Source organism: Parabacteroides johnsonii DSM 18315 (genome assembly GCF_025151045.1).
Classification (GTDB): Bacteria; Bacteroidota; Bacteroidia; order Bacteroidales; family Tannerellaceae; genus Parabacteroides; species Parabacteroides johnsonii.
The window spans coordinates 2,232,436-2,253,203 of the sequence record NZ_CP102285.1 but is presented as its reverse complement, the minus strand read 5'-3'; the positions used below and the strand labels follow the sequence as shown (position 1 = coordinate 2,253,203).

The 20,768-nt window shown below is 47.1% G+C and carries 14 protein-coding genes; 6 read left to right on the top strand and 8 right to left on the bottom strand.

Annotated elements, in window-relative coordinates:
- The first annotated feature begins 181 nt into the window (after positions 1–181).
- The gene (gene lon, locus NQ564_RS09205; RefSeq protein ID WP_008150414.1) at positions 182–2,644 is read left to right on the top strand and encodes an endopeptidase La; all 2,463 of its coding nucleotides are present in this window, start codon (positions 182–184) and stop codon (positions 2,642–2,644) included.
- Between the two features lie 320 nt (positions 2,645–2,964).
- Here lon and NQ564_RS09200 read toward each other — a convergent pair whose 3' ends face one another.
- The 6 genes from NQ564_RS09200 to NQ564_RS09175 form a co-directional block, all read right to left on the bottom strand.
- A complete protein-coding gene (locus tag NQ564_RS09200; protein WP_008150413.1) occupies positions 2,965–4,161 on the bottom strand; it encodes a sodium ion-translocating decarboxylase subunit beta in 1,197 nt (398 codons plus the stop codon).
- A gap of 4 nt (positions 4,162–4,165) precedes the next feature.
- On the bottom strand, positions 4,166–4,597 hold the full coding sequence (locus tag NQ564_RS09195; RefSeq protein WP_008155405.1) for a biotin/lipoyl-containing protein: 432 nt from the start codon (positions 4,595–4,597) through the stop codon (positions 4,166–4,168).
- Positions 4,598–4,619: 22 nt separating this feature from the next.
- On the bottom strand, positions 4,620–5,507 hold the full coding sequence (locus NQ564_RS09190) for an OadG family transporter subunit (protein WP_008155406.1): 888 nt from the start codon (positions 5,505–5,507) through the stop codon (positions 4,620–4,622).
- 21 nt (positions 5,508–5,528) lie between these two features.
- Positions 5,529–7,082, bottom strand: coding sequence for an acyl-CoA carboxylase subunit beta (locus tag NQ564_RS09185; protein WP_008150410.1), 1,554 nt, complete (start codon positions 7,080–7,082; stop codon positions 5,529–5,531).
- A gap of 119 nt (positions 7,083–7,201) precedes the next feature.
- Positions 7,202–7,609 carry a methylmalonyl-CoA epimerase gene (gene mce / locus NQ564_RS09180; RefSeq protein WP_008155407.1) on the bottom strand — a complete coding sequence of 136 codons (408 nt, stop codon included), beginning with the start codon at positions 7,607–7,609 and terminating at the stop codon, positions 7,202–7,204.
- Between the two features lie 144 nt (positions 7,610–7,753).
- Positions 7,754–10,159, bottom strand: a complete 2,406-nt coding sequence (locus NQ564_RS09175; RefSeq protein ID WP_039848263.1) for a TonB-dependent receptor — start codon at positions 10,157–10,159, stop codon at positions 7,754–7,756.
- Between the two features lie 249 nt (positions 10,160–10,408).
- Between NQ564_RS09175 and metA the strand changes: the two genes are divergently transcribed.
- Positions 10,409–11,341 carry a homoserine O-acetyltransferase MetA gene (gene metA / locus NQ564_RS09170; protein ID WP_008150399.1) on the top strand — a complete coding sequence of 311 codons (933 nt, stop codon included), beginning with the start codon at positions 10,409–10,411 and terminating at the stop codon, positions 11,339–11,341.
- Between the two features lie 22 nt (positions 11,342–11,363).
- Complete coding sequence (locus NQ564_RS09165) at positions 11,364–13,211, top strand: peptidase U32 family protein (protein WP_008150398.1); 1,848 nt, start codon at positions 11,364–11,366, stop codon at positions 13,209–13,211.
- A gap of 509 nt (positions 13,212–13,720) precedes the next feature.
- Here NQ564_RS09165 and NQ564_RS09160 read toward each other — a convergent pair.
- Positions 13,721–14,188, bottom strand: coding sequence for a WbuC family cupin fold metalloprotein (locus tag NQ564_RS09160; RefSeq protein WP_008150396.1), 468 nt, complete (start codon positions 14,186–14,188; stop codon positions 13,721–13,723).
- A gap of 96 nt (positions 14,189–14,284) precedes the next feature.
- Here NQ564_RS09160 and NQ564_RS09155 point away from each other — a divergent pair, with 96 nt between their 5' ends.
- From NQ564_RS09155 to NQ564_RS09145, 3 genes are all read left to right on the top strand, one after another.
- On the top strand, positions 14,285–17,017 hold the full coding sequence (locus tag NQ564_RS09155; RefSeq protein WP_039848234.1) for a substrate-binding domain-containing protein: 2,733 nt from the start codon (positions 14,285–14,287) through the stop codon (positions 17,015–17,017).
- A 187-nt stretch (positions 17,018–17,204) separates the two neighbouring features.
- Positions 17,205–18,074 (top strand): carbohydrate kinase family protein, encoded by an 870-nt coding sequence (locus NQ564_RS09150; protein WP_370008660.1) that lies wholly within the window; start codon positions 17,205–17,207, stop codon positions 18,072–18,074.
- A 215-nt stretch (positions 18,075–18,289) separates the two neighbouring features.
- Entirely contained in the window at positions 18,290–18,466 is a 177-nt protein-coding gene (locus NQ564_RS09145; protein ID WP_008150391.1) for a hypothetical protein, read from the top strand.
- A gap of 94 nt (positions 18,467–18,560) precedes the next feature.
- On the opposite strand, the gene NQ564_RS09140 is transcribed toward NQ564_RS09145, so the two are convergent.
- Positions 18,561–20,738, bottom strand: coding sequence for a tetratricopeptide repeat protein (locus tag NQ564_RS09140; RefSeq protein ID WP_008150390.1), 2,178 nt, complete (start codon positions 20,736–20,738; stop codon positions 18,561–18,563).
- Positions 20,739–20,768 lie beyond the last annotated feature (30 nt).

Below are 20,768 nucleotides of genomic sequence, written 5' to 3'. Positions count from 1 at the left end.
AATAGTTGACAATTGACGATTGGAGTGGACTGAATAGTTGTTCATTGTCAATGGTCCATTGTCAATTGTTTTGTGCAAAAGTAGTCAGAATTGAGTTAAAAATAGTAACTTTGGCACGTTTATTGTACAAAATAGAATTGCGGTCGATAAAAGAATATTCCGCAACTATGACAAAGAATATATGAAGAAAGATAAAGTAACGATGTTTGCCGAGGAGTCGTATAACGACCTGGATGATAATATTGGTATAGTAATGCCTATCCTCACGGATTGTGATGTTGATGAAGACTTTACCGAAGGTATGGAAAAGGTGGGGGAGGAATTGCCCATTCTTCCGCTTCGGAATATGGTTCTGTTTCCGGGCGTAGCTATGCCGGTGATGATCGGTCGTCCTAAATCCATGCGCCTGATCAAGGAAGCCGCCCACAAGAAAAGTCTGATCGGAGTGGTTTGCCAGAAGGATATGAATACAGAAGATCCGAAGATGGAAGATTTGTATACGACGGGAGTCGTGGCTGATATTGTCCGCGTGCTTGAAATGCCTGATGGGACGACGACCGTGATCCTGCAGGGTAAGAAGCGTTTCCAACTGGAAGAGCTTTCCGCTTACGATCCTTACCTAACCGGAAAGATCAAATTGCTTGAGGACGTCATGCCGGACAAGTCCGACCGCGAGTTCGAGGCGCTTGTCTCGACTATCAAAGATTTGACGATCAAGATGCTCGGAGCTGCTTCCGAACCGCCCCGCGACTTGATATTTTCAATAAGGAATAATAAAAATATTCTTTACCTGATCAATTTTTCTTGTTGCAATGTTCCCAACGGATCGTCTGAAAAACAGGATTTGTTGTTGATCGGTAACCTGAAAGACCGAGCGTACCGTCTTTTGTTCATCCTGAATCGGGAGTATCAGTTGGTGGAATTGAAAACATCCATCCAAATGAAGACGCACGAGGATATTAACCAGCAGCAGAAGGAATATTTTCTCCAGCAGCAGATCAAGACCATCCAGGAAGAGTTGGGGGGCAATATCAACGAGTTGGAGATAAAGGAACTGCGCGAAAAGGCTGCCAAGAAAAAATGGTCGCCGTCTGTAGCCGAAACGTTTGAAAAGGAAGTGCGCAAGTTGGAACGTCTGCATCCGCAATCTCCTGATTTTTCCATCCAAACGCAATATGTACAGACGATCATCAATCTGCCTTGGAACGAATACAGCAAGGATAATTTCAATCTTGCCCATGCCCAGAAAGTCCTGGATCGTGATCACTACGGGCTGGAGAAGGTGAAAGAGCGCATCATCGAACATTTGGCGGTGCTGAAATTGAAAGGCGATATGAAGTCGCCCATCATCTGTTTGTACGGGCCTCCGGGAGTCGGTAAGACTTCGTTGGGAAAATCGGTCGCAGAAGCCTTGCACCGCAAGTATGTTCGGGTTTCGTTGGGCGGTTTGCATGACGAGGCGGAGATACGTGGTCATCGCCGTACCTATATCGGTGCGATGTCCGGACGTATCATCCAGAACCTCCAGAAGGCTGGAACTTCAAACCCCGTGTTTATTCTTGACGAGATTGACAAGGTAACGAATGATTTCAAGGGAGATCCAGCTTCCGCTTTGCTTGAGGTGTTGGACCCGGAGCAGAACAATGCTTTCCATGATAATTATCTGGATATAGATTATGACTTGAGTAAAGTTATGTTTATCGCGACTGCCAATAACTTGAACACGATTTCCCAGCCGTTGCTGGATCGTATGGAGTTGATCGAAGTGAGTGGTTATATCATGGAAGAGAAGGTGGAAATTGCTGCCCGTCATCTGGTCCCGAAACAATTGGAGATTCACGGTCTGTCGAAAGGAAAAGTGAAGTTCCCGAAAAAGACGTTGCAGGCGATCATCGAATCTTACACCCGTGAGAGCGGCGTTCGTGAACTGGATAAAAAGATAGCCAAGATTATGCGTAAGTTGGCCCGTAAGCTGGCTTCCGACGAGGAGCTTCCCGCACAGATACGCCCCGAAGATCTGCACGATTATTTGGGAGCAGTCGAATATACCCGTGATAAATATCAGGGAAATGACTATGCGGGTGTCGTAACCGGACTTGCCTGGACGGCTGTCGGTGGTGAGATCCTGTTTGTGGAATCGAGTTTGAGTAAAGGAAAAGGTTCAAAGCTCACTTTGACAGGAAACTTAGGTGACGTGATGAAAGAATCTGCCATGTTGGCACTTGAATATATTCATTCGCATGCCGGGCTATTCGGTATTGACGAAGGTATGTTCGAGAACTGGAATGTCCATATCCATGTACCTGAGGGTGCGATTCCGAAAGACGGTCCGAGTGCGGGTATCACGATGGTCACATCTTTGGTGTCTGCTTTTACGCAGCGTAAGGTGCGCAGTAATTTGGCTATGACCGGCGAGATCACGTTGCGGGGTAAAGTCCTTCCGGTAGGTGGCATCAAAGAAAAGATATTGGCAGCCAAACGTGCCGGAATCAAGGAACTGATCCTCTGTCAAGAGAATAAGAAAGATATCGAAGAGATCAAGCCCGACTATCTGAAAGGACTGACTTTCCATTATGTGGATGATATCCGCCAAGTAGTCGATCTGGCCTTGTTGAAGGAAAAGGTGGCTAATCCGCTGTTCTGAGGATAAATAAATTTTCTATATATACGCCCTGTAAAGAACACACCTTTACAGGGCGTATTTTATGCTGGCTATATTCGTCGGATTCCAAATATGTTAAAATGGTTCGTTTTTTGATGAAGATAGGCAGGTTTTTGCAAATAAACAGTTTGAGCACTCTCTCGAGACTTGGGTGTAGGAGATGGAGAGACCCGGATACTCGTGAAGTTTGGATAAGATGTGGCACTGTTTAGTTGCCTTACCAGGTGAAATTTATACTTTATTTTACATAAAAAGCCTCCGTATCGAGGCGATGCGGAGGCTTTTTATGTAAAATAAAGGACTTATCCTAAGAATCCTAACAGGATACCGGCTGCTACGGCAGAACCGATTACACCTGCTACGTTCGGACCCATGGCATGCATCAACAGGTAGTTGGTCGGATCATATTCCAGACCTACGATTTGTGAAATACGTGCAGAGTCAGGGACGGCAGAAACACCTGCATTACCGATAAGCGGATTGATTTTGTTGCCTTCTTTCAAAACCAAATTGAATACCTTAACGAACAATACGCCAGCACAAGTTGCGATCACAAATGACAAAGCTCCTAAGCCGAAAATCTTGACGGAATCGATGGTCAAGAATTGGGTTGCTTGTGTGGAAGCCCCTACCGTGATACCTAACAGGATTGTGATTGTATCGATCAGCGGACCACGAGCTGTTTCAGCCAAACGACGTGTTACACCACTTTCTTTCAATAAGTTTCCGAAGAACAACATACCCAACAGGGGAAGACCGGAAGGAACCAGGAAGCAAGTCAGCAACAGACCTACGATCGGGAATACGATCTTTTCTGTAGAAGAAACAGCTCTCGGTGGTTTCATACGGATCAGACGCTCTTTTTTAGTTGTCAATAAGCGCATGAACGGTGGCTGGATGATAGGGACCAGTGCCATATAAGAGTAGGCTGATACCGCAATAGCACCCATCAGGTTCGGAGCTAACTTGGAAGACAAGAAGATGGCCGTCGGACCGTCAGCACCACCAATGATACCGATAGCACCGGCTTGGTTCGGTTCGAATCCCATCTGGAGAGCGATGATATATGCACCAAAAATACCAAATTGGGCAGCAGCACCGATCAACAGCAGTTTTGGATTGGAGATCAATGCCGAAAAGTCTGTCATGGCTCCGATACCGAGGAAGATCAGTGGCGGATACCATCCGGAGGTTACACCCTGATAAAGGATGTTCAGTACGGAACCCTGTTCATAAATACCGACTTGTAGTCCGGCATCTTTAAAAGGTATGTTACCGATTAAGATACCGAAGCCGATCGGGATAAGAAGCATGGGTTCAAATTCATATTTAATAGCCAGAAATATGAACAACAGACCGATAAGGATCATGATAAGGTGACCCGGGGTCGCGTTGTAGACTCCTGTATATGTAAGGAATAGCTCAAGATTTTTCCCCAGAAACTGGAGAAAACTTTCATGAGCAACTCCTGCTGCTTGTAATAATACTGATCCTAACATAATATTATCCTATTACGACGAGGTCGGCACCTTCCAGCACTGAATCCCCCTTGTTTACTTTTATTTCGATGATCTTGCCGTCACGATCGGCGTTGATGTTGTTTTCCATCTTCATAGCTTCAAGGACAAGCAGGGTTTGTCCTCTCTTCACTGTGTCGCCGACGTTACATTTTATTTGCAGGATTACGCCTGGTAGCGGAGTTTTGACTGCTCCTTTGGTTGTAGAGGCTGCCGGACGTGAAATAACAGGTTCACCACTTGCTGTGGTAGGAGCTTGTGCGGGACGTTTTAATGTCACCATTTGTTTTTTAGCCGGTTTCTCCATTTTTACCTGATAAGGAGTGCCGTTTACTTCCACTTCGGCTACATCTTCTACAATTGAGTTAATATGTACTTTATATACATTACCATTGATGGTATATTTGAAACTTTTCATTCTTGTTTGTTTTTAGGGGTGATTACTTTTTGGGCATTTCACGCAAACCGTATATTTTGGAACTCCAGGGTGAATAAGCACGTTGCACCTTACGGATTGTGAGCACGGTATTCTCGATATCGTGGTTGTCGTCGCTGATCTCATAAAGGGCAGCACCGATGGCCGCGAATATTTCTCCGGATTCCTGTCCTGCATTGTCTGCAATAGGTGTGGTTCCAGCTGCTTTCTTGGCATTTCGTTTGCTGACGGCGATGGAAATTTTTCCAATCTGTTTGAAGATAACATACAACAGGAATAATCCAAGGAATACCACTGCCATAGCAGTAATGGTCATACCGATACCCCAAGAGTCGTTTTCCTTGAAATTGTCTATCTTTTCATTTGAGTCCAGTGTCAGGTTATTTGTGCTGGGAGTTACTTTTGTTAACTGTGCCCATTCTTCCTTACCATCGATAATACGTCCGAAACTGACGTCTGCTACCTGTCCTGCAGGTATAGTCACTTCGTCGATCAAGGTTTTTCCGTCCGCATTATATAAGGCTACATAGTTCTCTTTGGTCGGATCCAAAGAAAAACTGACATGGAATGTACCCCGGTCCGGTTCATTGTCTGCCCAGAAGAGCACGTGCTGTCCCGGAGGAATCTGTGTCAATACATCTCCTTTAGGGATCGGATATTTCTTCGGATTGTTTTTGTCGTCCGTCAGAAAACATCCTGCGATGTTCACCGTTCCGGCGGAGGAATTATACAATTCGATCCAGCCGTGACGTTTACCGTAGTCATCGACAAAGTTATCTTCGTTGATGACCAGCACTTCATTTATTCGCATGGAGGTTGCGAGCTGTGCTTTTGCCCCGAATGAAACGAGCAAAGCAAACAGCAGCAATACCCCTATTTTCTTATTCATCATAATCATTTCCTGTTTTAAGAATTATAGAGGCAGATTGTCATGTTTCTTAGCAGGATTGCTTAACTTCTTAGTCTGCAATTGTTGTAAAGCACGAATAATACGGAAACGAGTGTTACGAGGTTCGATAACATCGTCGATATAGCCATATTGAGCGGCATTATACGGGTTTGCAAATGCTTTTTTGTATTCGGCTTCTTTTTCTGCTGCGCAAGCTTTCGGATCTTCCGAGGCAGCCACTTCTTTTGCGAAGATCACTTCTACAGCACCGCTCGGACCCATAACTGCAATTTCGGCTGTCGGCCATGCGTAGTTCATATCGCCACGCAGATGTTTGGAACTCATCACACAGTAAGCGCCACCGTAAGATTTGCGCAATGTTACAGTAACTTTGGGCACTGTAGCTTCACCGTAAGCGTAAAGCAATTTAGCTCCGTGCAGGATAACGCCGTTATATTCCTGGCCTGTACCCGGTAAGAATCCCGGTACGTCAACCAATGTAACCAGAGGAATGTTGAAAGCGTCACAGAAACGGACGAAACGGCCTGCCTTGCGGGAAGCGTTGCTGTCCAGACAGCCTGCCATTACTTTCGGCTGGTTGGCTACGATACCGACAGTCTGGCCGTTGAAACGGGCGAAACCTACGATAATGTTCTTGGCATAGTCGGCATGTACTTCCAGGAATTCACCGTTATCGATGATGGTTCCGATTACGTCGTACATATCATAAGCCTGGTTAGGATTGTCAGGGATGATGTCGTTCAGGTTGTCATCCAGACGGTCGATCGGATCTTTACATTCGATCAGCGGAGTTTCTTCCAGGTTGTTCTGTGGCAGGAAGCTAATCAATTTGCGTATCAACTGCAAACCGTCTTCTTCCGTATCAACTGCAAAGTGGGCCACACCGGATTTGGTCGTGTGTACGCTTGCTCCACCTAACTGCTCTTGTGTAACGTCCTCGCCTGTAACTGTTTTTACTACTTTCGGACCGGTCAGGAACATATAGCTTGTTCCACGAGTCATAATGTTGAAGTCTGTCAGGGCAGGAGAATAAACCGCACCACCGGCACATGGACCGAAGATACCGGAAATCTGAGGAATAACACCGGATGCTAAGATATTACGCTGGAAGATTTCTGCGTAACCGGCCAAAGCGTTTACGCCTTCCTGGATACGTGCACCACCCGAGTCGTTCAAGCCGATAACGGGAGCTCCCATCTTCATTGCCTGATCCATGACTTTACAGATCTTCATGGCCAGCGCTTCAGACAAAGCACCACCGAACACGGTGAAATCCTGCGCATAAATATAGACCAGGCGTCCGTCGATCGTACCGTAACCTGTTACGATACCGTCGCCCAGATACTTAGTTTTTTCAATACCGAAGTTTGTACAACGGTGTTGTACGAACATATCGAATTCTTCAAAACTTCCTTCATCCAGCAACATGGCAATACGTTCGCGTGCGGTGTATTTGCCTTTTTTGTGCTGAGATTCAATTCTTTTTTCTCCCCCACCTAAACGAGCTGTTTCGCGAAGGGCGATAAGCTCCTTTACTTTTTCAAGTTGGTTACTCATTGTACTATAGATTTGTTGTTAGAAATGAACTTATTTGATTGGCAATTGATAATTGACAATTGACAATTAAATAGCATCAAATAATTGTCCATTGTCCATTTTCAATTGTCCATTGTTTTTTATTTTCCCGGCATGCAAAGTTCGGTCAGAACGCTGCAAGTCGATTTCGGGTGAAGGAATGCGATGTCCAAGCCTTCTGCACCTCCGCGAGGAGCTTTGTCGATCAGCTTGACACCTTTTGATTCGGCTTCGTTCAATGCTGCCTGTACGTCGGGAACGGCAAATGCGATGTGGTGGATACCTTCGCCTTTCTTTTCGATGAATTTAGCGATTGTACTGTCTTCGCTTGTCGGTTCCAATAATTCGATCTTAGTCTGGCCAACTTTAAAGAAGGCGGTTTTTACTTTTTGGTCTGCCACTTCCTCGATGTTGTAGCATTTCAATCCCAAAACTTCTTCATAATACGGCAGACAAGCTTCGATGCTCTTCACTGCGATACCCAAATGTTCGATATGTGTAAGTTCCATGTCAATAATAATTTAGTGATTTAATATTGTTTTTTGTTCTATGTGGACAAAGGTACACTTTTTTATGAATTAGGAAAGAAAAATTGTGATTTATGATTTATGATTTATGTGCCGATCGCAAATCATAAATCATAAATCATAAATTTAAAAGTCAACAATCAGACGGACATTCAACTGCCGACCGGTCAAGTAATTCGGGATCGCGTACTGGTGGTTGTCTATGTTGGTAATCCAATAATAGGAACTTGTATTCTTTATGTCGAACAGGTTGAAAATGTCGAGCCCGAGCCAAATGTTCTTGAGATTGCGGAAGAATCCGCGGTCCATAATCGCATCCGTTCCCCCGGCAAGCTGGTAAGAGAAACCGAGGTCTACACGTTTGTAGGTCGGAGTGCGGAAATAGCCGTCCTCATAGCCTGTGCGCGGGGCTGTGACGGGAAGGCCGCCGGACAGGACGCCTTTCAAGTTCAGCTTGACGCGTTTGTAACCGGGAAAATAATCCTGGAAAAAAAGCGAAACATTATAACCTTGGCTGTTTGGCATCGGGACATATTCGCTCCCCCGGATGCTCTGCTCCGCTTTCATCAGGGAGAAGCTGATCCAGGAGTCCGTACCCGGAACAAATTCACCGAAGAATTTGACATCGAGTCCCATCGCATGGCCCTCAGCGCAGTTTTCACCGTAATATCGGATTTTGACATTATCCACCGTATAAGGATTCAGGTTATCCAACTTTTTGTAATACATGTCGGCACTGACTTTGAAATTCCTGCCGGATGCCCGGAATGTATAATCGCCTCCTGCAATGACATGGATGGAGCGCTGCGATTTAAGATTTTTGTTCAGTTGTATGATACTGTTGCCGTGTTCGTCCTGCACGGTCGTACGCAATTCCTTATAGAACGGAGACTGATAATACAGGCCGGAAGCCAAGCGGAATGTCAGGTTCTGGTCGAAGTTCGGAATGAAACCGATTGAAGCACGCGGACTGAATATAAATTCCTTATTATAGCTCCAGTAACTACCGCGTACACCACCGACCAGCGTGAACAGCCCTTGTTTGGTACGGAACTTGAATACATCCTGCAAATAGCCGGAAATACGTGTGCTTTCCAGTTCATTATCTGAGAAAAGGTTGGCGATCACGTTGACATTGCCGCCTCCTTGCGGTAGCGAGTAGCCGGCAGAATCGCGTTTTTCCCATTCACTGATCTTGTCGTTGATTTTCTCCAACTGGACGGTGGCACCCCATTTCAACGTATTGTTTTTCATGCGGGCGATACCATAGTGTCCGACATTCATGATGTTGGAGTGCAGTCGGTTGCGGGCGTGCTCGTTATAGCGTGCTATGGATAGATTCTCTATTTCCCCGCCGCCTTCTTCGGCTGCATCTCCCAGCCAGTAATCTCCGGCGATATCATATCCTTCCTCTTCCTTGCTGGTGAATGCGGATGCCTGCAAGCCGAGTTCCGTATTCTCATTCAGGTTATGCTTTAAAGTGAGTGCTCCGAATAGCGTCTCGAACTTGTCCCGTTCCTGGCCGCTCATGAACACTTTAAACTTCTTTGCGTTTGTAGCCGTTCCGAAAGATGTTTCGCGGGTGTGGGGAATGAATTTGTAATTGTTTATGGCCAGGTTCCCGAGGAAGTTGATCTCCCATTTTGGGGCAAACTGGTAGGTCATATAGGTCTGCAAGTCAATAAAATTCGGATCATATTCGGCATCCGTATCGGTTGTTTTCAAAAGGGAGCGCCCTGTTTTATAACGGAAACCGGTCACCTGTGTGAACTTGCCGGAAGAACTTCCCACATAAGCATTGGCCCCCAACAGGCTGGCGGAGGCAGAACCTTCGAATCCTTTCGGTTTTTTGTAGGTGATGTCCAGTACGGAACTCATCTTGTCTCCATAACGGGCTTCAAATCCTCCGGCGGAAAAGTTGACGGCTTCTGTCATGTCCGGGTTGATAAAACTCAGCCCTTCCTGTTGTCCGGAACGGATGAGCAGCGGACGAAACACTTCCAGTCCGTTCACATATACGATGTTCTCATCATAGCTGCCGCCGCGTACAGAGTATTGCGAACTCAGTTCGTTATTGGAAGTAACGCCGGCAAATGTAACGACCAGGCTTTCAATACTTCCTCCGGCAGGATCGGGGAGCAGCTTGACGCGGTCGGCATTCAGGGTTTCGAGAGTGGTTGTCTGCTTGCGGATGGCGGTGGCTACGACTTCTCCCAGTTCAAGTGATGTATAGTTCATCTGCACATTGAGCCGCATATCTTTGGTTACCAGAGGCAGGATCCTCTCGGCCTTGTTGTAGCCTAAGCATGAGTAGATCAGCGTCACCGAGTCGCCGGTAGCGACCGAAAGCGAGTAGTGGCCTTTTTCATTACTCATCGTCCCGTTTAACGTGTTCTTGACTCGGATATTGACCAAATCCAGCGGATTGCCGTCTGCATCGCGGATGTAACCGCTGATTTTGGCACGTCCCTGTCCGAAAGCAGATATCGAAAATAATATAAATAGTAGCGTAGCTATTGCACGAATCTTCATATTCCATTTTAAGTTATACATCTACTAACGCGGGAAATAATGATTTATTTTCAAAGGAAGGCAATTTGATAGTAGAAAAGGATATTTGTTGTCTATTTGAATGTTAAAAAATATTACCCGCAAGTGTAATTCCGGATAGATGCCCTATTATTTTGAAATAGATGCAGTCATACTATCATTTTGACAATGGGTAGGAAGAGAAATTCTCACTATCTTTGTGCCTCATATAAATAATATCAAGGAAAGAAGATGCCTTTAAACCTACAGAAGAACTTACCGGCCGTTGAGCTGTTGAAGAAAGAGCACATCTTTGTGATGGACTCGTTGCGTGCGTCCGAGCAGGACATTCGTCCGCTACGTGTGGTTGTGCTGAACCTGATGCCGCTGAAGATCACGACGGAGACAGACCTTGTTCGTCTCCTGAGTAATACACCCCTGCAAGTGGAGCTTGACTTTATGAAGATAAAAGGCCATACTCCCAAGAACACGCCGATCGAGCATATGCAGGAGTTTTATAAAGACTTCGACGAGATGCAGGATGATTTCTACGACGGCATGATTATCACAGGTGCCCCGGTAGAGCAGATGCCTTTCGAGGAAGTGAACTATTGGGAGGAAGTGACCGAGATATTCGATTGGGCACGTACGCATGTGACTTCTACCTTATATATATGCTGGGCGGCGCAAGCCGGTTTGTACCATTTCTATGGTGTCCCCAAATATGATCTGCCTGCCAAGATGTTCGGCGTGTTCCGCCATACGTTGCGCGAACCTTATGTGCCGATCTTCCGGGGCTTCGACGATGAGTTCTATGTGCCGCACAGCCGGCATACGGAGATACGCCGCGAGGATGTGATGAAAGTTCCCGATTTGACGCTCTTGTCCGAAAGCGAAGAGTCGGGCGTCTATATGGCGATGGCACGTGGAGGACGCGAGTTCTTTATCACCGGGCATTCCGAATACTCGCCTTATACGCTGAACGACGAGTATATGCGCGACGTGAACAAGGGGTTGCCGATTGCCGTCCCCCGCAACTATTACCGTAATAACAATCCGGCCCTCGGTCCGGTGGTCCGTTGGCGTGGTCATGCCAATTTGCTGTTCACCAACTGGCTGAACTACTATGTCTATCAAGAAACCCCGTTCCGTATCGAGGATATCAGCAAGTTGGGCGATTTGTAATCAAGAAATAAGAAATAATAGCATGCAAACAAAATCCCGTCCTATAGAACTTCTCTCTCCGGCTAAAGACCTTAATTGCGGGATGGAAGCGATTAATCACGGTGCCGATGCGGTCTATATCGGTGCGCCCAAGTTCGGTGCGCGTGCCGCTGCCGGCAATTCTTTGGAAGATATACGCGAGCTTTGCGATTATGCCCACCTGTATGGAGCCCGTATCTACGTTACGCTCAACACGATCCTGAAAGAAGAGGAGTTGGAGGAAGCCGAACGGATGATCTGGGATCTTTGGCATGCCGGAACAGATGCCCTGATCGTACAGGATATGGGGATTACCCGGCTGAACCTGCCGCCTATCCCGCTTCACGCCAGCACGCAGACGGATAATCGCACGCCGGAAAAGGTTCGCTTTCTCCAGGCCGCCGGCTTTACGCAGGTAGTGCTGGCACGTGAACTCTCGCTGAATGAGATCCGCCGGATAGCGGAAGCGACTACCGTCCCGTTGGAAGTATTCGTGCACGGCGCCCTATGCGTCAGCTATAGCGGGCAATGTTACCTGAGTGCCGCCTTGAGCGGACGCAGTGCCAATCGTGGGGAGTGCGCCCAATACTGCCGCTTGCCCTATACGATGGTCGATGCGACAGGAGCGGAGATCGTCACCCATAAACACCTGCTTTCGCTTAAGGACATGAACCGTTCCGACCAGTTGGAAGCCCTGTTGGATGCAGGTGTCTCTTCCCTTAAGATCGAAGGACGGTTGAAAGATGTCGATTATGTCAAGAATATCACAGCTTATTACCGGAAGAAGTTGGACGCTGTCCTGTCCCGCCGTCCGGAATATCGCCGTGCTTCTGCCGGACGAAGCACTTATACGTTCGAGCCGGTAGCCGAAAAGAGCTTTAACCGAGGCTTCACCCCGTTCCTTTTGGAGGGGCGGACGGCAGATATTACCGCTTTCAATACGCCTAAATCGCTGGGTGAACCTGTCGGGACGGTCAAAGAGATCAAAGGCAATTCCTTTACCGTGGCCGGCTTGAAGCAGTTGAACAACGGAGACGGGCTTGTTTTCTTTAATAGGAAAGGCGAGTTGGAGGGCTTCCGCGTCAACCGGGTGGAGGCGAACCGGGTGTTTCCGCTGGATATGCCGCAGCTTGCCCCCAAGACTCCGCTTTACCGCAATTTCGACCAGGTCTTTGATAAGCTGCTCGCCAAGCCTTCCGCCGAACGCAGGCTGTCTGTGAAAATCGAGTTCCTGGACAATCCTTTCGGCTTTACGCTTTGCATGGAGGACGAGACGGGTGCACGGATCATGCTGGCCGAGCCGTTCGCAAAAGAGTTGGCTCGCCGTGAACAACAGGATAATATCCGGACACAGCTATCTAAGTTGGGGAATACCCCTTTCGAGGCCTCGGAGGTGGTGGTCGGTTTGTCTGAAAACTGGTTCGTTCCCTCTTCTCTGCTCGCCGATATGCGCCGTAGAGGAGTGGAGAAGTTGTTGGAAGTTCGCCGTGCCCGTTATCCTCGTGAGACGGTGAAACGTGTGCGGCTGTCCGAGCCGATACCTTTCCCTGAACGCAGCCTGACGTATTTGGGGAATGTCGCCAACGGGAAAGCCCGTTCGTTCTACCAGGACCACGGGGTGGAACAGGTTGACCCGGCTTTCGAACTGTCTCCCCGGAAAGATGTTCCGCTGATGTTTACCAAGCACTGCCTGCGCTACAGCATGGGGTGGTGTCCTACTTATCAGAAGAACAAGTCTCCCTATAAGGAGCCGTATTATCTGCTTTATAAAGATACGTGCCTCCGGTTGCAGTTTGACTGCAAGCATTGTCAGATGTTGGTATTTGAACACACTCGGCTTGCAGGCAAATGACTTTGTGCTGGCAGGTATCGAGAAATTGTTATGCATTGATTATTAGTGTGATATGTGGAAGCGTACCCCTCCTTTCGAGATAAAAGGACACGAAAGGGTAAAAAAGGCATCCGCTACAATTTCAAATGCGCAGGTGTATTCCCACCCATGCTGGCGGTTGGAGGATTTTCCGGAGTAGTTTTGCTTGTAGTTTACCTTGCAGGGAAGACGTGGCAAAAAGGAGATAAAAAGAAGGGGAAAAGGAGGGGAGGATGTTATATGTATGGATTTATATTGTTGTCTGTCAATCGTATAGTGTGTTATAGCCGTAAGAGGTTACCGTCCCCCCTTCACCCAAAAACACACGATGCCTTTTTGGCCCTTTTTTGCCCTTTTCCTCAAAAAGGCTCTTCGAACCCCAAAAAAAGCTATACCTTTTTCCTGCAAAAGCTATAGCTTTCGGGAGAAAAAGATATAGCTTTTTGGGGGATAGGGGATAGGCGGCGGGGGAGATAATAAACCTGCCGGGGTTATATTGCTTTCCCCAATAGTTCCATATATTTTTCCACCCCTTCCGTATCTTCCGGAGCCGGACTCCAGGGAGCGAAATTCTCCGGAGCAAGCGGGGCGAACGGCCCTTCCTTGATCTCATATATGACAGAGCCGGATTCCAGGACTAACAGGCCGTGCCATGTTCCCGCTTTTATTTCGGCGCCGTAGGCACCTTCTTTCGGATCAAGTATCTGCGTTTCGGTGATTTCCCCTTTGTTGTCGAAGAGGAAAACAGCAATGCGGCCGCGTAACAGAAGGAATATTTCATCCTTTGCAGGGTTCAGATGACGGTGCGGACGGAGGTAGGTTCCCGGCTCCAGGGCATTGAGCAGGCGGTTGACGGGATCGTCCAAACGTTCATGAAAGTTGTAGTTCATGCGTAGTCGGGGCGACTGTTTGGCACGTCCGGTCGTTTCGTCCAATAGAGCTTCGTTTATGATCTTCATGCGAATAATTGATTTCTGAGGGACGAATGTACAAAATAAATATTGGCTGGTATGCCATTTCTCCGTACATTTGCAGAAACCTGTAAACAAAACAGAATGAAACCTGCTCTAACTTATTACGCTCTACTGGTCTTACTTCTGGCATTCTGTTTTTCCTGCAAAACAGATTCGGAGAAGAAGAAGTATGTTATTGGCGTCTCGCAGTGTACACTTGAGGGTTCCTGGCGCAAGTCGATGTTGCTGGATATGAAGGTGCAGGCCTCCGAATATCCGGGTGTCTCCCTGTTGGTCGAGGATGCTGCGGACAGCAGTTTGTTGCAGGTGGAGCAGATACGCAGCCTGATAAAACGGAAGGTCGATCTGCTGATTATCTCCGCCAACGAATCGGAACCTGTCACTCCCATTGCGATTGAGGCCTACCGTGCCGGTATCCCGACTATCCTGGTAGACCGGAAGATCAGTTCGGACGAATATACGACTTATATCGGCGGCAATAATTACGAGATCGGTCGTCAGGCGGCATTTTTCGTGAACCGCCAGGTGAAAGAGAAATATCCTACCGTGCTGGAAGTATGGGGCTTATCCGGTTCTTCTCCGGCACAAGATCGCCATCGCGGTTTTATGGATGTCTTGAACTCCCGCACCAAGGTGAAGGAAATATACGGAAAATGGAAGCCGGAAACGGTGGAGAAGGAGATTGCGAAAATGGATTCGTTGGAGGAGGTGGACGTGGTGTTCGCCCATAACGATGTGATGGCAATGGCTGCCCGCAGGGCAATCGAGAAGAAGCATCCCGGATTGGCGGACCAGATTCGCTTTGTGGGCATCGATGCTGTTTCGGGACGCGGTTCAGGGCTGGAGGCTGTCATGCACGGGGAGTTGGCTGCTTCGATCCTGTATCCGACGGGTGGGAGCTTAGCTATCCGCGTAGCCATGCAGATATTGAACGGGGAAGATGTGTCCCGGCAATACTTACTTTCTTCCGCCTTGATCGATAAGAACAATGCCGGGACGCTGTTTATCCAGTCCGAACAGGTGGTCGACTATCAGCACCAGATCGAGTTGCAACGGGAGAATTTGGAGAGCATGCTTTCCAAATATACGTTCCTCCAAAGCTCTGTCAGCATCATCCTTTTGTTGATGGGGCTGTTGCTTTTGTCTGCCTTGTATGTGATTCATGTGAACCGGACGGTGAAGCGGAAGAACCGTGAGCTGAAACGCACGAACTTGCAGGTACAGCAGCAAAAAGAAGAACTGGCCGAGGCAAATCGTTATATAGAGAAGTCGACGGCTCAGAAACTTCAATTCTTTACCAATATCACGCATGAGATCAAGACACCGCTGACGCTTATTCTCGGTCCGCTCGGCAAGCTGTCGAAGGAGGCGCCCGAAGGTTCTTCGTTAGCCGACGATATCCGCATTATCCGGAAAAATGCGGAGAGGTTGAAGAGGGTAGTGGACCAGTTACTCGATTTCCGCAAGGTGGAGAGCAATAAAATGAATATGCGGGTCGGCGAGGTGGATTTAGTCGCTTTTGTGGCGGAAGTGAAGTCTTGTTTCGATACGATGGCTGCCGCCAAGCAGATACATTTCACGTTCGAACATGACTGTCCTTCTGTCAGTATATGGGTGGACAGGGACAAGATGGAGAAGATTCTGGCCAATCTTTTGTCTAACGCATTCAAGTTCACGCTGGACGGAGGTACGATCACGGTTCGCCTGAAGGATAAGGGCGATCAGGTCGAACTTTCTGTCGAAGATAATGGCAAAGGTATTCCGTTGGAAAACATTGCTTCCGTTTTTGACCGCTTCTTTACCGGCGACCAGAACTATGTGACGGGGACGGGGATCGGCCTGCATCTGACGCGTGAGTTCGTCCATATGCACAAAGGTACGATCCGGGTGGAGAGTGTTCCGCATAAAAGTACCGTCTTTACGGTTGTCCTCTTGAAAGGTAAATCTCATTTTGACGAATCCTGTACGTTCGATCTTTCCGTAACCGAGCTTTCCAGTGGTGTCGCCAATCTGAACACGGACGAATTGCAGGAGGCTTTGGACCGCACCTACGATTATACGGTCTTGGTCGTGGAAGACGATCCTGATATACAGGGTTACTTGCAGGCGGAATTAAAACAGAACTTCCATGTGTTGGTTGCCGATAACGGCGTGAAGGCTTTGGAGGTGCTGATGAGCGAAGAGGTTTCGGTGGTTGTCAGCGATGTGATGATGCCGGAAATGAACGGTTTCGATCTTTGCCGCAAGATCAAGTCGGATATTGTCCTGAGCCATCTTCCGGTTATGCTGTTGACCGCCTTGTCCGACGACAAGCAGCAGATGTACGGAGCTGCCAGCGGTGCGGATGCGTATATCCAGAAGCCTTTTAACATAGAAGTCGTGAAATTGCGTATCATCAAGCTGCTGGAGGATCGCGCCCAGTTGCGTGAGGCTTATGCTCGCGATGCTTCCTCGCCTGCTGTCTCCGTGAAGGAGGAAAAAGCGGAAAGCATGGACGATCTTTTTATGAATCGTTTCTTGAAACTGATTGAAGAGTCATATGCCGATCCGGATTTCAGCATCGAGAAAGGCAGTGAAAAGTTGGGCTTGTCGCGTGTACACCTTTACCGGAAAGTGAAGGAGCTTGCCGGAGTGACGCCGACCGATTTCCTGCGTAACTATCGTTTGAAGAAAGCCGCCGCCCTGCTCCGTCGGAAAGCCGGAAATGTGAATGAGGTGGCTTATGCGACAGGCTTCGGTTCGCCTGCTTATTTCTCGAAATGCTTTAAGGCCGTTTACAATATTACTCCGACGGAGTATCTGGAAAAAGAATAATATCCTTCTCTTTGATAACGCTCGTTACATTTGTGTAACATCTGTGTATGTAACTTGAAAATAAGTGCATTATGTAACAAACGTTATCAATCCTGTAGCATTTGTTATCGTCGCATCCGCCCCCGGTATCTATCTTTGCATCGTGAAAAACGAAATTATCCTTGTCAAATAAACTATAATGAAACAAATGCAAAGCAACAATAAGAAACCGGTCGTAGTAGGCATAGGAGAACTCTTGTGGGACATGCTGCCAACAGGAAAGAAAGCAGGCGGTGCTCCTATTAATTTCGTCTACCATGCTTCACGGTTGGGTGCGGAAGGATATGCCATCAGCGCCGTGGGAGACGACGAGCTGGGACATGAAATACTCGGCGAGCTGGATAATAATTCGATCCGGTATCTGATCGAGAAAGTCCCTTATCCGACCGGAACGGTACAGGTTACTTTGCAGAATGGTGTCCCTGATTATATTATCAACGAACGTGTAGCCTGGGATCATCTTTCTCCGACGTCGAATGCGATCGATCTGGCTGAACGGGCGGATGCCATTTGCTTCGGTACTTTAGGACAGCGTTCCGCGCAGTCGAGAGAGACAATACAGGCGATTCTTTCTTTTGCCCCGGATGATGCTTATCGTTGCTTTGACATCAATCTGCGCCAGCATTATTATACGAAAGAGCTGATCGAAGAGTCGCTTTATCTGGCCAATGTGTTGAAGGTGAATGACGGGGAGTTGGTTGTCCTGCGGGAGATGTTTCATTTGGAAGGAACGGACAAGGAGGTGGCACATTGGTTTATAGAACGCTATAATCTTCGTTTGGTAGTTCTGACTGCCGGAAGTGCTTATAGCACGATATATACTGCTAATGAAGAATCGACTTTGCAGACTCCGGAAGTGCAGGTGGCGGATACGGTTGGAGCGGGCGATGCTTTTTCCGGTGCGTTGATCATCTCACTATTGAAAGGGGCTTCGCTAAAGGAAGCACATGAATTTGCTGTCCGCACGGCCGCTTATGTTTGCACGAAAGAGGGGGCGTGGCCGGCATACGAGGAATAGGAAACTTGGGAAATATATATACGATTTGATAGGTTTAGTTTTTAGGTTAGAAAGATTGTTTAGTAATAGGAAACCTTAACGTAGAGTAGAACAAAAAGAGAAAGATGGTTGATGTTTAGGTTTTTAGGTTTTTTTGTTTTGGTTGATTGAATGGCTCGGAACTTCCGGGCCATTTTTATTGTTGAATAGCTATAGAAACATAAATAGTAAATGATATGGACAAAGATTTTACCAAAATTCCGGAGAATGCCGAATCGAAAGCATCAGACAGAGAAAAAGAAGAATATCCCGTACAGCAAGTTGCCGTTACCTATCCGATAGGTGAAAAAGAAGTGAAGGATGCCGTCAAAGAGCTCAATCCTGATACGGATAGCCTCGGAAGCAGAGGATAAAGGGTATTAAAATGGAAGTATGTCAAAATGTATTATGCGATTCAGCGTCAAGCACAGGAACAAAGCTGTTTTGACACACTTCCATTTTTAATTCTCAAAAACTTCCTTCTATTTTATATCTTAGCTGATCCAGCATCAGAGCTACTTCGGTTTCTTCGATACCGGCGATCAGTAGGTCTGCTACGTCTTGGCTGAACTGTTCCTGGAACTTGAGGAAGTTGCCGTTTTCCATTTGTACCGCTTGCAGGTAAAAGGAGAGTGCACCTTTGATATTCTGTAACGCCCATTCGGTATGCCCGGCATTCAGCAGGTCTTGTGCGTTGGGCTGGTTGTCCAGTATCTTTTTATAGTAGTTCCGGGCCTGGTCGTATTTTCCTGTCAGGAAAGAGCACCATGCGATAGGTCGCCATGCCTTGTGGCTTTTGCTATCCAGATAATCGACTTTGAAGAAGCATTTCAGTGCTTCGTTATAATCTTTTAGTTCGAGGTGGCAATGGCCGATGCTGATTTGAACCGACAAATTGTCCGGATTTAAAGCCTCGTACCGGCGGTAATATTTCAAGGCCTCTTCCGGTTGTTTTAGTGAACGGTAGCAACCGGCGATTCGTCGGATTACCCATTTGCTTTCGGAATTCAACAAATCAGCGTGCAAATAAGCTTCCAGGGCTCCTTTCAAGTCTCCTTCCATTTGTTTGCAATAGCCGATTTTCTGGAAAAGAATGTCGCTATCTTGATCCGTTTCCGCCAATTGGTCGAATATGGTCAATGCGTCGTTGAAATAGTTTTTGCGGAGGTAATATTCAGCGATAGTCGTAAGGCTTTCTTTATCCGAAATATAAGGACGCAGAATGGCGAGGTTGTGAAAATCGAGTGGCATTGTGAAGATATCCGTAAAATCCAGATGGCCCGGATATAGCTTGAAGAAACGATACAGGTCTTGTATGTATTGTCCGATGATTGTGTCCTGTTTTCCGCGTTTGCTGATCAATTCTTCTTTATTCTGTTGGATCATTTCCGTGGCCTGGCTGTCGAACTGATTCATCATCATCTTTCGGGCCTCTTTCGGCAATTGCATCATGCTGAAATAAAGCGAATATTTGTCCGAGTTGCACATGAAAGCTGCGAATGTCATAGAGTCGAGCATCTGTTTTTCAGATTCGTTGTCCGGAGTGAATTGATCGTCGAAATAAGAGTGCTCGATGGTGAACGGAAGCAGCCAATTGCTTAGTTCGTGGAAAAACGGGAAGTTTTTTAAATGAACGAAGGTCGAGTGCATGATGTCGGCCCCTTCCTGTTGAAGTTCCCCGAATTCTACCATCTTCTTTCCGAGGGTGCTGTCGGAAAAGAAGCTTTCCCATTCCGGATTCATCTCATTTCCTGTCAAATCCTCAGGGGTAAGTTCGTTGAGGTTGATTTTCTTGCTGAGCTTCGGACTCAATTTTAGCATCTCCGGGATGATCTCATCCTGTAGTTTGCGGGTGATCTTCTCTGTCTCGCGAGCTAAGATAAAGCGCAGGATGATTGTGCGGACCGTCTTGGTGAATCCCGGAGTTTCGGCCAAGGCTGCCAGTCTGTTGGCTATCTGCGGGTATAACTGTGTCCGTTTTCTATATGTATATAAAGTGATCAAGATTGAAATCAATGCCCTGACTTTGATCTCTTCGTCCGGATGGCTGGCTGCGTCGAACAATAAAAGAATCTTTTCTTTATCAAACGCCTCTTGCAATCCTAACATCAAGGCGGAAACAATCTGACTGCCGGTTGTAAAAGACAGTGCGTTATCCCGAAGCATGCCGCGGATGTCTTCAGCCTCCTCTCTCTTCAGAAAAGAGGATACCCATATTTTATTAAAAATGAGAATATTGAATGCATCGCTCTCTTTGTGCTTTCCGGCTTCATATTCTAACAACAGTTGGTCGTGCAGCTGTTTGTAAGTGAGAGGAGGCTGTATGTTCAGGCTTCTTCGGCGGCTGTAGTAGGATAGGGGAGATTCTACTGCCAATGCTTTTTGCTTGACTGAATCGGCCAGTTCATAGGTCGATGCCTGTAGATTGTTGTATATCTGTTCCTGCATCGGATCTTTCGCTCCTTCAATCCGGTAGCGCAGCATATATTTGTAGGTATCCTGCAGTTCGTTCAGCTTGTCCTGGAAAGAATATTCACGGCTTCCTGCAATAAGAGCCTGTAAGGAATCGAAAGCGTTCTTTAATTCTTTACTGTCCAATGAACCGACTATGCGGTTGTATGATTTGTTTATTTCTTGTAGTGTCATATATTATTAACAACAAATGGTATGCCAAAT